Genomic DNA, 14034 nt, shown 5'->3' with positions numbered 1-14034 from the left:
TTTACACCTATTTTAAAACGCGAATGAAAGACCTTGTCTCCATTATCACTCCCTGCTATAATTCAGCTGAATTTATAGAAGAAACAATACAATCTGTTCTGAACCAAACCAATGAAAACTGGGAATGGCTTATTACGGATGATCTTTCTAAGGACAGCACTGTTGAGATGATCAGAAAACACAATGATCCAAGAATCAAACTTAAGGTTTTGGAGAAAAACGGAGGTGCAGGAAATGCTAGAAACAACAGCCTTGAAAGAGCTCAGGGAAGATATATTGCTTTCCTAGATTCCGATGATTTCTGGCATCCTGAATATCTTGAGACCATGACAGATTATATGCAGGAGCACAACGCAGAGCTTGTATACTGTAATTACTCAAGATGTGACGAGCAGCTTCGCCCTATATTAAAAGATTTTCTAGCTGATAAGGTGGTTACTTTTTCAAATTTACTGAAAACATGCCGATTGGCTCCGGTTTCCACGATGTATGATACCAAAAGAGTAGGGAAATTTTTATTCCCTGTAAAAAGTAAGCGTGAAGATCATGTGATGTGGCTAAATCTGCTAAAAGTAATCCCGGAAGGAATTCCTATCAATAAAACAATGGCAAAGTACAGAATGCGGGAGAACAGTGTTTCCAGAAAGAAAAAGAATATCATTAAGGATCAGTATCTGGTGTACAAAGATTTTATGGGATTCTCTACATTAAAATCTTTGTATTATACGGCAAACTGGGCCTTAAATGGGTTTATGAAATATTCAAAAATATTCAACTAAAATGGAGTATTCAAAAGAGTTTAAAGCAGCATTGAGTGCTTTTACCGGCACAGAGAAGGATAAACTTATTTTCAGACTTCTGAGAAAGGATAAATTATTATCTAAAAAACTGTATTTCGAACTTATCGATCCGGAAACCACTGATGATAAAAGAAATGCCAAGGAAGCGGATGTGGAAGAAAAAATTTTTTTAGCCTCCAAATATATTGGTAATGCAAAATATTTTCTGACCATTATCCGGAAACTAAGTGCAGAAATTACAGAACATGTTAAGATAACAACAGATAAATTCGGAGAAGTTTCTTTGAATTTATTGATGATCGACAAAGTTTTGGATTACAATAACGACCTTAGCAGACAAAGATTTGACAACGTCTATAAATTCTACCTTTATATCATTAATAAACTATTTAAATCCTTGATTCTGATAAAGAAACTGGATGAAGATTATTGGATGGAATTTGATGAGCTCCTAAGAAGCATTTATCAAAAAATACTGGAGAACAATTATCTTCAAAAACTATGTATTAATAACGGACTTGATCTTAATTGGTTTGAATCAGACAATATTCCCGAGAATATCGATCAGATTATGAAAGAGATAAAAAGTCAGGGGTTTTTACGATAGAATCTTTTGCATAATCATCTGGGTGGAATCGGGTTTTTCGCTAACGAATTTTTCTGCATTTCCGGACATTTCTGCAAGTTCTTCTTCATTGTCTTCACCGGCAAGAAATAAAACAAATTCTGCAGCGGCATGTTCGTCTGCGAAAGACTTTCCTCCATTCACAGAGAGTAGATCATCTGCCTCAGGATTCTTTTTATAATGATTTCCAAAGATCACCGGAACGCCGAATGTGGCCGCTTCCAGAATATTATGAAGACCGGCATCATGAAAACCTCCTCCTACAACGGCTATATCGGCATAGGAATAAAGCTTTGACAATAAGCCAATACTGTCAATAATCAAAATTTGAGCATTGAAAACTGTATGTTGGGTATCTTTGATTTCACTGTACAATAAAGCATCAGAAAAGGTATTTTTCAGGTGCTCTACTCTTTTAAGGTCATGAGGAGCAATAATCATTTTAAGGGAATTATTTTTAAGGGAAACCATTTCTGCAATTTTCTCTTCCGACTGCCACGAACTACCAAAAACAACCGCTTTATTACTCCCTATAAAATCTGTAATATGATCCACATGATTATCACGGTTCCGAAGTTGCTTCACTCTATCAAATCTTGTATCTCCTGTTACTGAGGACCTTACCAACCCAACACTCTTAGCTAGTGCAAGTGAGAATTGGGTCTGATGAAAAAACCAATCTACATTTTCTTTAAGCTGTTTTACCAGCCACTTTCCATAAGAAGTGAAAAACGATTGTCTTTCGTAGAACAATGCTGAAATTACATAGATCTTAGTATTTTTTCCTTTAAGTTCTGCCAGCAGGTTATACCAGTAATCATACTTCACCGTAAAAAATAGTTTAACATCAAATTGCGATATAAACTCTCTTACCATGCTTTTTTTATCAAACGGCAGATAACAGATCACATCCGCAATATGTTTCTTCTTAACAACATTATCATATCCTGATGGTGAAAAGAAGGTTATCAGAATCTTATAATCAGGAAATTGTTCTTTAAGCTTTTCCAGAACAGGCAATCCCTGTTCATACTCTCCTAAACTCGCGGCATGCATCCAGATCACCTTATCTGTTTTGGTGAAAGCAGACTTCACTTTATTCAAAGACTCCTTCCTTCCATCAACGCCCTTTTTAGTTTTATCGTGAAATAAAGCAAAAACCTTCATTCCAAAGATAAGAAGGCTGATAAATATGTTATAAAGTAATTTCAATTTTGATGGATCTAGTTGTTAGATTTTATTTTACTTTCCCGAACCGATTTTATAAGTCCAATTCCAATCACAGCAAACATTAACCCTAAAATAAACAAAACAGCATCACTAAGCTCTGTCTGCTTTCCTTCTGCCACCCTGATACTCTCAACAATAATATCAAGAAATAAAATCATCACTGGAAGCTCCAGAGAAAACAGATATAGTTTCAATGTTTGTGTATTACGAAAGCTTTGGGGAACATTCAGTAACGGAGAATTCGGATTTCCGGATATTCTAAGAAAAAGAAGGTGAATAAAAGTAGCAATACCTACTAAAAACCAAATTGTTGCTTTCCCGGATTCCCCATCTACCTTTCCCTGAAAATTAAAATGGGTAGGAATGATATCCGGTAGCTCAGCATATTTAACTCCTGTAAAAACCCAGATTACAACCAGTAGCAGAGTATTCACGATTAATAATATGCTAGAAGTTTTCATATTTTAAATAATACTTTTAAGTACTCTCAGCTTATGGGTATGTTTATTCATTTCCTCGTTAAAGATTCCGGTAGAATCTAACGTATCAATTCTCACTTTTCCTGAGGCATGAATAATCTTCTGGTTTTCCAGCATGATTCCAACGTGGATAATTTTTCCTTCAGCGTTTTCAAAGAAGGCAAGGTCACCTGGCTGTGTTTCTTCCACAAAAGTGAGAGCCTCCCCCACCTCAGCCTGCTGGGAAGCATCTCTGGGAATTTTAATATTATGTACTTTGTACACCAACTGCGTAAACCCTGAGCAGTCTACTGCAAAAAAGCTTTTGCCACCCCATAAATAAGGAACGTTAAGAAATTCTTTGGCTGTAAGTGCAATGCTCTCCCTCACATCATGGCTTCTTCTTGAAGCAACAACAGGAAACTCCACTTCAGAACCTATAGAAAGAAGGGTTTTCCCATCTTTCATCAATACGGAGGAAAAGTCTTCTGTAACTACAGTAACTTTTCTCTTCGCCAGTTCTTCGTCTGTTACAGGCCTTAGCTGCTTGGTATCTATCCATCCTTCATAGCCGTCATAGTGCATTTTTATTCTGGTCCAGTTTTTATCGACCTCCAAAATATCTGCACTTTCCCCAAACAATATTTCTGTAACAATCTCTGCCCTGTCAGAACCTTCTGCACGAACCGGCGCTACTGTTACGATACAAATCCCTTTATTCATTTTATTCATTTAGAAATTAGGAAATTAAAAAATGTGGAAATTACATTGCATGTATTTCTCCTGTCTTTTAATTATTTTCTTCTCAGAAAATTTACTCCATCACGCAAAGGTAAAATAAGATTTTCAAAATCTTCATCTTTTGCCACTAAATCATTCAGCTCCTGAATAGACTGAGTAGATTTAAGTTTTGGATTTTCCTCAAGTACTTTTCCATACCACAAAACATTATCAAACATCACTACTGATCCGGATCGGGTATGAGGCTTTATCAGTCTGAAATAATCTGCATAGTTTTCTTTGTCTGCATCTACAAAAATCAAATCAAAAAATTCATCTGTTTCTTTTAAAAATTCTTTAGCATCCTGAAGTTTAAAATCAATCTGAGCAGCATATTCACTGGATTCAAAATATTTCTTTGGCAGATAAGCCAGATCTTCATTCACATCCAATGTAGTGATCTTACCGTCCTTTGCTAATCCTGAGGCCAGGCACAGAGTAGCATATCCTGTAAACGTACCTATTTCAAGAATACTTTTAGGTTGCAGCATTTGGGAAATGATAGTCAGCAACCTTCCCTGCTGATAGCCTGAAATCATGTGCGGCTGTGTTGTTTTCTGATAAGTTTCTCTTCTCAGTTTTTTCAGAATTTCTGATTCTGAGGAAGCGTGTGCTTCCAAATATCTATCCATTTCAGGATTCTTTTCTTCAAAAAAACTCATACAATTTTAATTTAAACAAATTTAAGGATTTTAAAATTCTTTTTAAACAAACCGCCTCTGGTCAGTATAAGATAAAAAAAGAGAGGAATTAATTCCTCTCTTTTTCTTAGGTGTATCTAACTTTTAAGTAAAAAATCATTATATGGCTATACAATATTGTCTTATACCGGCACAGACCCATCCTGGGCAACACTTTGTCTGTGGACTGGTACAAAATATCTGTGGATTACATCCTTTAATAGCACCTTGTACAGTTTTCATTTCTCCTCTTGAAAGTTTTTTTGAATTTTTCATAATTATTTTGTTTAGTATTAATTTCCTACTCTTTAAGATTTTCGGACACCTCTATATTTATTTCCTATTATGGAGATTTAAATATACGCATTCTTTTATTAATCAAGTAATTATATTTAGAATAAAATATTTTATAGAATTTATCTCTCTAAATTCCGGGAAAAACACCGTACAAAATACCGGGAAAATACGGATGTTTTTTATGAGGCATTAATGATAAGTTTGCAAAGAGAACGAAGGGGTAAAAACACTGGAAAACAAAATGATTGCAGAAGACCAACTACAAACTAACCATGAGAATCAAAAAAAAGTACCTCTGAAAAGAAGTACACAGTCTTCTGCAAGAAAAAACAAGACTGAAATATCCAATCCTTTTTTGAAGCGAATTATTTCCCTTTTGAAAAAAGAAGAATTAATTTGATTAAAAAATAAATCCCGAATTTCTTCGGGATTTATTTTTGGAATATTTTTATAACGAAATATCTATTTATACATTTCAAGTATTTGTTTCAGAGCAGTGATCTGCTTATTAATACTCTCCTTTTTCTGTGGATTGTTTTTCAAAAGTTCGTTCTTTTTATTCAATCCGCTTTCCAACATATTATAAATTGCTTTTTTAATCTCTGGAGTTTTTACCATTTGAGCTTTTGCATTATCTAAAATCCTGGTAATCCCCTCCGTAGCAGCAATATTATCAGACTCCATAATCATGTTGAATCCTTCTTCTGCAGCTTTCCCCAATTCCGGATTATTGGGTTTTATTAATGGATAAAAAGCTACAATGGGAACAGTATACTTCATCTGGGAGTCTATTTTATTTTGAACAACAATAGGAAGCATTTTGATAAGCACATCCTTAGAAGCCTCTGAAAGATCAATCTTATCAGTAAGAGTTTTCGTTTTTGAGGGATCAGTAGCAATGATGGCTAGTAGTGAATTTGTTTTTACGGCATTAGATACCGCTCCTATTCCTTTTTCAAATACCGGCAGATATTTTTTATTTTTTGTCTTTACCAAAGCAGAGATAGCCGCAGCCTGCACTAACGTTCTTGGATCATTAACTGCCAATTTTTCAACCTCTGTTGCCAGATTTTTATTCTGATATGTATTGGTAAGATCTAATATCTCCAACGCTTTAATTCTTATTCTGAAGAAAGGGTCCTTTAAGGCAGCAGACAACAGTTTAACAGATGCCGGATTACTCAGATCATCTTTAATTGCTACCAATGCTTTAAGGCGGCTTAAAAATTCTTTAGAATGGGTAAACTGTATTAAATTTTGTTCTGCTGTTTTCTTCTCTGTGATTTCGGAAAGTAATATTCCGTCTGCATTGATATTGATCAGGTCAGGTTTCCCGGAAGCATTAAAACTAAAAGTATTTTTCGCCCTGGCATTTACCCAAACATTATACCTTGTAGGTTTTCCATTATCATAGACATCTATTGCCAAAGGAAACTCAAAAGGGACTTCCTGTGATTGATTAATAACTACTTCCACCTGTTTTTTAACAGGCTCGAAAGTATATGAATACTCTAATTTGGGATTCCCGTTTCCGTAATACCATTGGTTAAAAAACCAATTCAGGTCTTTTCCTGATATTTTTTCAAATGATAATCTTAATTGCTGGGCCTCTGCATTTTTATATTCATAGGTTTTTAAGAAATCAGTTGTTCCTGCAAAAAAAGCATCATCCCCTAAATAGTTTCTCAACATGTGAAGAATGCCACCTCCTTTCTCATAGGATACCACATCAAAAACATCTTCGGGAGAATCATAACTGAATCTTACAAGATCTTTCTTAAATTCCGAAGGGTTGCTGATATACTTATTGATATTAGACATTAAATGATAATCTGCCTGATCTTTTCCATATTTGTATTCGTTCCAGAGATATTGGGAATAGTTAGCAAATGATTCATTCAACGTAAGATTACTCCAGCTCTCTGCAGTTACCAGGTCTCCGAACCAATGATGAAACAGCTCATGAGCAATATATTCTTCCCATCTATTTTCATCAATTAATTGTCCTGGTTTCTGCAATACTCCCATATTATGAAGGGTAGCAGTTGTGTTTTCCATGGCTACGCTTGGATAATCTCTTCCGGTTATTTGTGAATATTTCGGCCAGGGATAGTCATAGTTTAGCTTTTTAGAGAAAAACTCCATCATTTCAGGGGTATTTCCGAAGATCTGTCTGGCATAAGGTTCATATTCCTTTTCTATATAATAATCTATTGGAACATCCTTCCATCTATCTTTTACAACACTATATTCTCCAACTCCCATAAAGAAAAGATATACCGCATGCCTTTTCTCCATTACCCAATGATCCGTTCTCATATTACCGGATTCTTTTTGCGACTCTTTTAAAATGCCATTAGAAAGGGTTATGTATTTATCCGGAACGGTCATATAAATTTCCTGGGTAGTTTTTTGATTGGGTTTATCAATAGTAGGAAACCATACAGATGAAAATTCAGATTCACCATCTGTCCAGATTTGGGTAGGTTTATCAGAATCCTTGCCATCGGAATTAATGAAATACAACCCCTTTGCCGGACTTCCCTGTTGGTCCACTACATTAGGCCGGGAAGTATATTTGATATAAACCGTATAATCCTGATTTTGGCTGTATGTTTTATCCAGGTTGATTGTAAGAAGGTTATTACTGTACTGATACTTTAATGGAAGCTTACTTCCTCCTCTATCCATTGCCACTTCGTGAATCAGCATTCCTTTTGCATCCAGCACCAATGAATCTGACGGATAGAAATAAGGTGATGCCGTAAGCCATTCTTCTCCGTTCATTTCCTCCTTCTGGTAATCAAAATTTACTTTCAGTTTGGTATGCTTCAGTTCTGTTTTTTTTGTATGGGTTGCTTTATATATTTTTTCTCTTCCTGAAGTCTCTGTTTGGGCAAAAGCCGTTCCGGATAAAGAGAAAACTAATAAGCTTACCGATAGAATAATTCTTTTCATATGATTATTATTTTTATGGGTAAATTCATGATAAGCGGTGGCAACCTCCCTTCTCAGCAGTAAAACATCTCCTTGATTTCCAAAGATCATATCAATTTATTTTCAATAAGTAGAACTATTGATTTAAAAGTTACATCCAAAACAGACATTTCATTGCATAAAAAAAGATCCCGAAAAATCGGGATCTTGTGTACTGTATTATTCAGTAATTATTTTTTAGGAGCAATATCCATCAGCTTCATGAATTCATCCAGTTTAGGCATGATGATAATTTCCGTTCTTCTGTTTTCTGATCTTCCGGAAACACTCATATTCGTCGCTTTCGGGTTGTATTCAGAACGACCTCCTGCAGTAATTCTCGCCGGATCTACTCCAAACTGAGTCTGAAGAACCTTAGCAACAGATGTACCTCTTAATGCAGAAAGATCCCAGTTGTCTCTTGGTAAGTTTACAGAATTTAACGGAGCGTTATCTGTATTACCTTCGATCAATACTGAATATTTATCATAATCATTGATTACTTTAGCTACCTTACCCAACACTTCCTGGGCAGCAGGCAAGATATTGTAATCTCCTGTTTTGTATAACATTTTGTCTGAAAGGGAAATCATTACCACTCCTTTCAAGACTTTCACCTGTACGTCTTCATCAGATACATTATCTAAAGATCTCTTCAGCTTATTAGACAAAGCAAGATTTAAGCTGTCGTTTTTAGCATTGCTAGAAATCAACTGCTTGATATATGAATTGGAAGCATTGATCTCTCCCACAAGTTTGTCAATATTAGCAGAGCTTTTTCCTGTATTGGAAAGACATGCATCCAATGATGATTTTAAAGCATCATGTTGGCTTTTTAATAAATTATTTTCACCTGTCAATGCAGAGTTCTGAGATTTCAAATCCTGAATTTCTCTTTGTCTTTCTCCGATATTTTCAATACACTGCTTATAGTTTGTGCTTAAGGCATCATACTGCTTCTTGCTTACACAAGATGTCATTCCCAACGCCATTGCAGAAACCGCTAAAATTTTAAAAATCTTCATAAGTAATCATTTTTAGACTACTCAAAGTTAGGGAAATTCAATTGAATTATATGGTTTATCTTTGCATAAAAGAAATTCTCAACATCTATGTTGAAAAAATCAAGCTTCAGAAAACAATTAGAAAATCTTATTCAGCAACCTGAAAACCACAGCTATCTTTTAGCAGTGAGTGGAGGTGCTGATTCTATGGTTTTAGCCTCTTTATTCAGGGATTTAAGAGATAAAAAACAACGTCCGGGATGTTCATTTCAGATTGCCCATATCAATTACAAACTTCGCGGGGAAGATTCAGCTCTTGATCAGAAAGTGGTACAGGATTTTTGTGAGAAAAATCATATTATGTTTCACCTGTACGAAGTTTCTGAAAAGGATAAAAAACCGGAAAATTCTATTCAGCTTTGGGCAAGAGAACTCCGGTATGCTTTTTTTAAGGAAATTCAGGAAAAGGAAAAACTGGAATTTCTGGTTACCGCCCATCACCTGAACGACCAGCTGGAAACTTTTATTATCAATCTGTCTAAAGCTGCCGGAATTAATGGTCTGAGTGGTATCCCTTCCAATGACAATAATATTCTTCGCCCGCTTTTACAGTTTTCAAAACAGGAAATCTATAGATTTGCAGAAGACAATACGATTGAATTCCGGGAAGATCTCTCCAATAAAAAAAGTGATTATTTGAGAAACAAGATCAGAAATGAGATTGTCCCAAAATTGCTGGAAACCAATGAGCATTTTCTGGAAAACTTTAAAAAAAGCTCCTCATACCTGAACCAAACCAGAGATTTTGTTCAAAAACAGATCCAGGAGATAGAAAATAAGCTTAGTATATTTAACTCAGACCATAAAATCCTATCAAAGGAAAAGCTGGATCAGGAAAGTGATTTTGTCAAGTTTGAAATTTTAAAAAAATACGGGTTCAATCAGGAAGAGGAAATTCCTAAAATTTTTAAAGCAGAAAACAACAGTTCTTTTTTCTCTAAAGAATATCAGCTGATTGTCAACAGAAATGAATTAGTCTTTATTGGAAGAAATAAAGACACTGAAAGCGAAAACGAAATTCTTCTGATTGATCATTTTGATTTATCAGAAAACCCAATCAGGATCAATCTTCAGGTTTCTATTGCAGACATTGATGGATTCAATAAAAATATAGAATGGGATTTTGATGCTGAAAAACTTCAGTTCCCACTGTATTTAAGAAAACAGCAGGATGGTGATGAATTTTATCCGATGGGATTTTCGGGGAAAAAGAAAGTTTCTAAATTTTTTAGGGACGAAAAATTATCTATTTTAGCGAGGCAAAAAATTTGGATATTGTCTGACAGTAACAATTCCGTACTTGGAATCATACCTTTCAGACAGGATAGAAGATATGCAAAGGATGAGAAAACAGAACGTATTCTCAAAATTTTTAATGAAACGAAAAATGAAATTTAGAAATTGGTTTTTATTAATTCTACTCTTTTTAGCAACAGGAATTAATGCACAGATTAAAAATCCTGTAAAGTTTAAGTTTACCATCAACGATCTGGGCAACAACCAGTATGAGGCGGTTTTGAATGCTACCATGGAAAAAGGCTGGCATATCTACTCCAAAGATCTTCCTGAAGATACGGGAATTCCTACCGAATATAAGGTTTCAGGAAAGAATATTGAACTTATCGGAAAATTTACTGAAGTGGGTAAAAAACATGAAGAATTCTCTGAAGCTTTCGGAGGAACTATTGTTTTCTATTCCAATACCGCTGGATTCAAGCAGAAATTCAAATTAAAAGATCCTGCAAAACCTGCTGATGTAACGTCTGAAATTACTTATCAGACCTGTGATGACAGGGTTTGTCTTGCTCCCAATACTTTAGAATTCAATCAGAAGGTGACTCCAAAAGGGGCAACTGAGGCAGCTACTCCTGAAGAAACTACAGAGCCTGTAAAAGATTCTGTAAAAACAGTGGAGACAGTAACTGAAAATCCAACCAAAACAGAAGTTACCGTGGCCGAAACCTCTGTACTGGATCCTAAACAGTTAAAAATTGAAACCCTTGATTTCAAAAATCCATTAACGGATTGTGGTACAGCCACTACAAAAGTAGAGGAAAACTATTGGACTTATCTGTTTTTAGGTTTCATTGGAGGCCTAATCGCCTTATTGACTCCATGTGTATTCCCTATGATCCCTTTAACGGTTTCTTTCTTTACGAAAGGAAGTAAGGATAAGGCTAAAGGGAAAAGAGATGCTTTGATCTACGGATTTTTCATCCTTCTTATTTTCATTTTATTAAGTATTCCTTTCCATATTATTGATGGGATTGCAGGAAATATTTTCAATGAGATTTCCACAAGTGTATGGCTGAATATTGCTTTCTTTATCATATTCATCTTCTTTGCCGGAAGTTTCTTCGGATATTATGATATTACGTTGCCTAGCTCTATTGCCAACAAGTCTTCAAAAGCTGAAGAAGCAGGTGGTATCATCGGTATTTTCTTTATGGCATTAACACTGGTAATCGTTTCTTTCTCTTGTACCGGTCCAATTCTGGGAAGTCTATTGGGAAGTGCTGTAACCGGTTCTTCTAATGTCCCGATGCTGTTAACGTTTGCCCTGGCAGGATTCGGATTGGCTTGGGCTATTGTTTTCGGATTATTGGCTTTATTCCCGCAAGCATTACAAAGTCTTCCGAAATCAGGAGGATGGATGAATACTGTGAAAGTGGTTTTAGGTTTCGTAGAACTGGCTTTAGCTTTAAAATTCTTATCAAAAGCAGACCTTGTATCGAAGACTTTCTTCTTAAAAAGAGAACTTTTCATCGCCATATGGATCATTGTTGCTTTAGGATTAGCTTTATATCTGTTTGGATTAATCAAATTCCCGCATGATGATAAAAAACCTAAGATTTCAATTACAAGAAAAATATTAGGTGCATTAGGAATCGGATTTGTGATCTATCTGATTCAGGGATTGATTCCGTCCGACCGTCCGAAACTTCAGTTATTAAGTGGAATCCTGCCTCCATTGAACGTGAGCTACTTCCATGATGAAAAAGACGGTATTTTAGGCATGCACCCTGAACATGATTTCTTTAAAGCCATAGAGCTTGCTAAAAAGGAAAATAAACCGATCTTAATTGACTTTACAGGGTATGGTTGTGAAAACTGTAGAAAAATGGAAGAGTTTGTATGGAGCGAACCGGACATTTTACCGATCCTTCAAAATGATATTGTTCTGGCTTCTTTATACGTAGATGACAAGGAAGAGCTTCCTGAAGATCAAAAAACAAAAATTGACCTTGGGGAGGGACAGATCAAAAAAGTGAAAACTATTGGAGACCGTTGGAGCTTATTCCAGCAGGTTAACTTTAATAACAACTCCCAGCCACACTATGTCTTAATAACTCCGGATGGAAAAGTAATCAATACACCTGTTTCAGGGTATATGCCGAAGGAAGACTTCAAAAAGTTTCTGGAATGCGGAGTGAATTACTTCAAGAAAAACAAGTAAATAAACATTTTACATATATTCTAAACTCACACTTTTCAGTGTGAGTTTTTTTTATCCTTGAAACCCAGGCAGATCACCTATATCCAAGCATACTTTTTAACACAATTTAAGTATAATTATTTAATAAAAACAATAATTTATTACATATTTAAATAGTTAGGCATCAACTTTGTATCAACTTTTCAAAATCACGATCAGATTTTTAAAGTTTTCACCAAATACCGTTTAACATTTTAAAATATGAATTATGGCTGAAGTAATTGCACAAGAACAACAAGGCGGCAAGCAGAAAAAGAAATTAATAAAAATTGACATGACTCCAATGGTAGATCTCAATTTCCTACTGTTGATGTTTTTCATGTTTACGACTAATTTTACCAAACCCAACGTGATGGATCTTGGACTTCCCGCAAAAGACCACAACCCCAAACCACCTATTAACGACTATGTTATTGGAGATAAAAATCAGGTTACATTCATTCTGGGAAAAGATAACAGAGTGTTTTACCACCAAAGCAATGCAACAGATTTAAACACCTCAAACCTTAAAGAAACAGACTTTAGTGGAATAAATGTTTCAAAAATCATTTCTGAAGCTTATAAAAACGCTCCTAACCAAAAAAACTTCACCGTAATTATCAAACCTACTGATGAAGCTAACTACAAAAACTTTGTAGACATATTGGACGATCTGGCTATTTCTAAAAAAGAACGTTACGGAGTAACTGATATCAAACCTTGGGAAACAAAGGTTTACAAAGAATTAACTCAATAAAACAGGGAAGAGCATTTTTAAAATGCTCTTTTTTGTTTACATTTGAAAGTAAAACTGGTCAGCAGTAGATCTGCTATATTATTTTAACCTCTCTAATTTTGAAATCATGCTGAACTTTGAAAGAAAAGGAAATGGAAAAGAAACCTTAGTACTCCTCCACGGTTTTATGGAAAACCTGTCTATCTGGAGTGATATGGAGACTCATCTATCCAAAGACTTCTCCCTTTTAAAAATTGATCTACCGGGTCACGGACAATCGGAGACCTTTGGAGAAATCCATACTATGGAACTAATGGCTGATGAAGTAAAAAAAGTTTTAGATAATCAGAATATAGAGAAAGTACATGTACTGGGACATTCCATGGGTGGCTACACTTCTCTGGCTTTTGCTGAAAAATATCCTGACACACTGAAGAGCTTAACTCTTTTCTTCTCCACTTATTTTGCAGATGATGAAGAGAAGAAACAACAACGCATCAAAAGTTACAGGATCATCAAAGATGCTTTTGCCCATTATGTCAGAGCCGGAATCCCCAACCTGTTCAATCCTAATGAGAGAGATATTCTGGAAGGAAAAATTGAAACGGCACTGGAAACAGCACTTTCCACCAATAATATGGGAGCTCTTGCCTGTGTAAAAGGAATGGTAGAAAGGACTGATAAAAAGCATGTCATGCAAAATCTGGAAGCCAAGATCCTTGTACTGGCAGGCAAGCATGACACTGCTGTAAAGACAGATCTTACCATCAAAAATCTTCCGGACAGAACGAATATCAAATCCTACATATTAGACTGCGGACACAACGGACATTGGGAAAAACCAGGCATTTGTGCAGAGATTATCAATACAGAGCTTTTACATAATTTACCTAAAAAATTAGTATTATAAAAA

13 protein-coding genes are annotated in these 14034 nt (G+C 35.3%); 6 read left to right on the top strand and 7 right to left on the bottom strand.

Features of this window, described 5'->3' with window-relative positions:
* Positions 1-23 precede the first annotated feature (23 nt).
* Both M2372_RS16295 and M2372_RS16290 read left to right on the top strand, forming a co-directional pair.
* Entirely contained in the window at positions 24-779 is a 756-nt protein-coding gene (locus M2372_RS16295; protein ID WP_123320920.1) for a glycosyltransferase family 2 protein, read from the top strand.
* Between the two features lies 1 nt (position 780).
* The gene (locus M2372_RS16290; protein ID WP_123320921.1) at positions 781-1407 is read left to right on the top strand and encodes a deoxyuridine 5'-triphosphate nucleotidohydrolase; all 627 of its coding nucleotides are present in this window, start codon (positions 781-783) and stop codon (positions 1405-1407) included.
* On the opposite strand, the gene M2372_RS16285 is transcribed toward M2372_RS16290, so the two are convergent.
* The 7 genes from M2372_RS16285 to M2372_RS16260 all read right to left on the bottom strand — a co-directional run bounded on the left by M2372_RS16285 (position 1399) and on the right by M2372_RS16260 (position 8871).
* The gene (locus tag M2372_RS16285) at positions 1399-2637 is read right to left on the bottom strand and encodes a 3-deoxy-D-manno-octulosonic acid transferase (protein WP_123320922.1); all 1239 of its coding nucleotides are present in this window, start codon (positions 2635-2637) and stop codon (positions 1399-1401) included. The genes M2372_RS16290 and M2372_RS16285 overlap by 9 nt on opposite strands.
* A gap of 11 nt (positions 2638-2648) precedes the next feature.
* A complete protein-coding gene (locus M2372_RS16280) occupies positions 2649-3116 on the bottom strand; it encodes a DUF1648 domain-containing protein (RefSeq protein WP_123320923.1) in 468 nt (155 codons plus the stop codon).
* Between the two features lie 3 nt (positions 3117-3119).
* Positions 3120-3836 (bottom strand): C40 family peptidase, encoded by a 717-nt coding sequence (locus tag M2372_RS16275; protein WP_123320995.1) that lies wholly within the window; start codon positions 3834-3836, stop codon positions 3120-3122.
* 71 nt (positions 3837-3907) lie between these two features.
* On the bottom strand, positions 3908-4555 hold the full coding sequence (locus M2372_RS16270; protein ID WP_115970507.1) for an O-methyltransferase: 648 nt from the start codon (positions 4553-4555) through the stop codon (positions 3908-3910).
* A 138-nt stretch (positions 4556-4693) separates the two neighbouring features.
* Entirely contained in the window at positions 4694-4849 is a 156-nt protein-coding gene (locus M2372_RS25655) for a CCPGW family putative bacteriocin (RefSeq protein ID WP_409013142.1), read from the bottom strand.
* A 483-nt stretch (positions 4850-5332) separates the two neighbouring features.
* Entirely contained in the window at positions 5333-7828 is a 2496-nt protein-coding gene (locus M2372_RS16265; protein WP_123320996.1) for a M1 family metallopeptidase, read from the bottom strand.
* Between the two features lie 209 nt (positions 7829-8037).
* The gene (locus tag M2372_RS16260) at positions 8038-8871 is read right to left on the bottom strand and encodes an OmpA family protein (RefSeq protein ID WP_123320925.1); all 834 of its coding nucleotides are present in this window, start codon (positions 8869-8871) and stop codon (positions 8038-8040) included.
* An 87-nt stretch (positions 8872-8958) separates the two neighbouring features.
* Between M2372_RS16260 and tilS the strand changes: the two genes are divergently transcribed.
* From tilS to M2372_RS16240, 4 genes are all read left to right on the top strand, one after another.
* On the top strand, positions 8959-10308 hold the full coding sequence (gene tilS, locus M2372_RS16255; RefSeq protein ID WP_123320926.1) for a tRNA lysidine(34) synthetase TilS: 1350 nt from the start codon (positions 8959-8961) through the stop codon (positions 10306-10308).
* Complete coding sequence (locus tag M2372_RS16250) at positions 10298-12367, top strand: protein-disulfide reductase DsbD (RefSeq protein ID WP_123320997.1); 2070 nt, start codon at positions 10298-10300, stop codon at positions 12365-12367. The genes tilS and M2372_RS16250 overlap by 11 nt, the downstream gene beginning before the upstream one ends.
* Before the next feature lie 247 nt (positions 12368-12614).
* Positions 12615-13142, top strand: a complete 528-nt coding sequence (locus M2372_RS16245) for a biopolymer transporter ExbD (RefSeq protein WP_123320927.1) — start codon at positions 12615-12617, stop codon at positions 13140-13142.
* A gap of 106 nt (positions 13143-13248) precedes the next feature.
* A complete protein-coding gene (locus tag M2372_RS16240) occupies positions 13249-14031 on the top strand; it encodes an alpha/beta fold hydrolase (RefSeq protein WP_123320928.1) in 783 nt (260 codons plus the stop codon).
* Positions 14032-14034 lie beyond the last annotated feature (3 nt).

This window comes from Chryseobacterium sp. BIGb0232 (assembly GCF_024810195.1).
GTDB classification, from domain to species: Bacteria; Bacteroidota; Bacteroidia; order Flavobacteriales; family Weeksellaceae; genus Chryseobacterium; species Chryseobacterium pennae.
The sequence above is the reverse complement of the archived record's forward strand: the minus strand, read 5'-3'. Positions and strand labels throughout refer to the sequence as shown.

What these genes read in the sequence shown, in the direction of transcription:
- M2372_RS16290 (WP_123320921.1), top strand. Translation starts at nt 781, where the DNA reads ATGGAGTATTCAAAAGAGTTTAAAGCAGCATTGAGTGCTTTTACCGGC.
- M2372_RS16275 (WP_123320995.1), bottom strand. Translation starts at nt 3,836, where the DNA reads ATGAATAAAGGGATTTGTATCGTAACAGTAGCGCCGGTTCGTGCAGAA.
- M2372_RS16245 (WP_123320927.1), top strand. Translation starts at nt 12,615, where the DNA reads ATGGCTGAAGTAATTGCACAAGAACAACAAGGCGGCAAGCAGAAAAAG.
- M2372_RS16250 (WP_123320997.1), top strand. Translation starts at nt 10,298, where the DNA reads ATGAAATTTAGAAATTGGTTTTTATTAATTCTACTCTTTTTAGCAACA.
- M2372_RS16270 (WP_115970507.1), bottom strand. Translation starts at nt 4,555, where the DNA reads ATGAGTTTTTTTGAAGAAAAGAATCCTGAAATGGATAGATATTTGGAA.
- M2372_RS16280 (WP_123320923.1), bottom strand. Translation starts at nt 3,116, where the DNA reads ATGAAAACTTCTAGCATATTATTAATCGTGAATACTCTGCTACTGGTT.
- M2372_RS16240 (WP_123320928.1), top strand. Translation starts at nt 13,249, where the DNA reads ATGCTGAACTTTGAAAGAAAAGGAAATGGAAAAGAAACCTTAGTACTC.
- tilS (WP_123320926.1), top strand. Translation starts at nt 8,959, where the DNA reads ATGTTGAAAAAATCAAGCTTCAGAAAACAATTAGAAAATCTTATTCAG.
- M2372_RS16260 (WP_123320925.1), bottom strand. Translation starts at nt 8,871, where the DNA reads ATGAAGATTTTTAAAATTTTAGCGGTTTCTGCAATGGCGTTGGGAATG.
- M2372_RS25655 (WP_409013142.1), bottom strand. Translation starts at nt 4,849, where the DNA reads ATGAAAAATTCAAAAAAACTTTCAAGAGGAGAAATGAAAACTGTACAA.
- M2372_RS16295 (WP_123320920.1), top strand. Translation starts at nt 24, where the DNA reads ATGAAAGACCTTGTCTCCATTATCACTCCCTGCTATAATTCAGCTGAA.
- M2372_RS16265 (WP_123320996.1), bottom strand. Translation starts at nt 7,828, where the DNA reads ATGAAAAGAATTATTCTATCGGTAAGCTTATTAGTTTTCTCTTTATCC.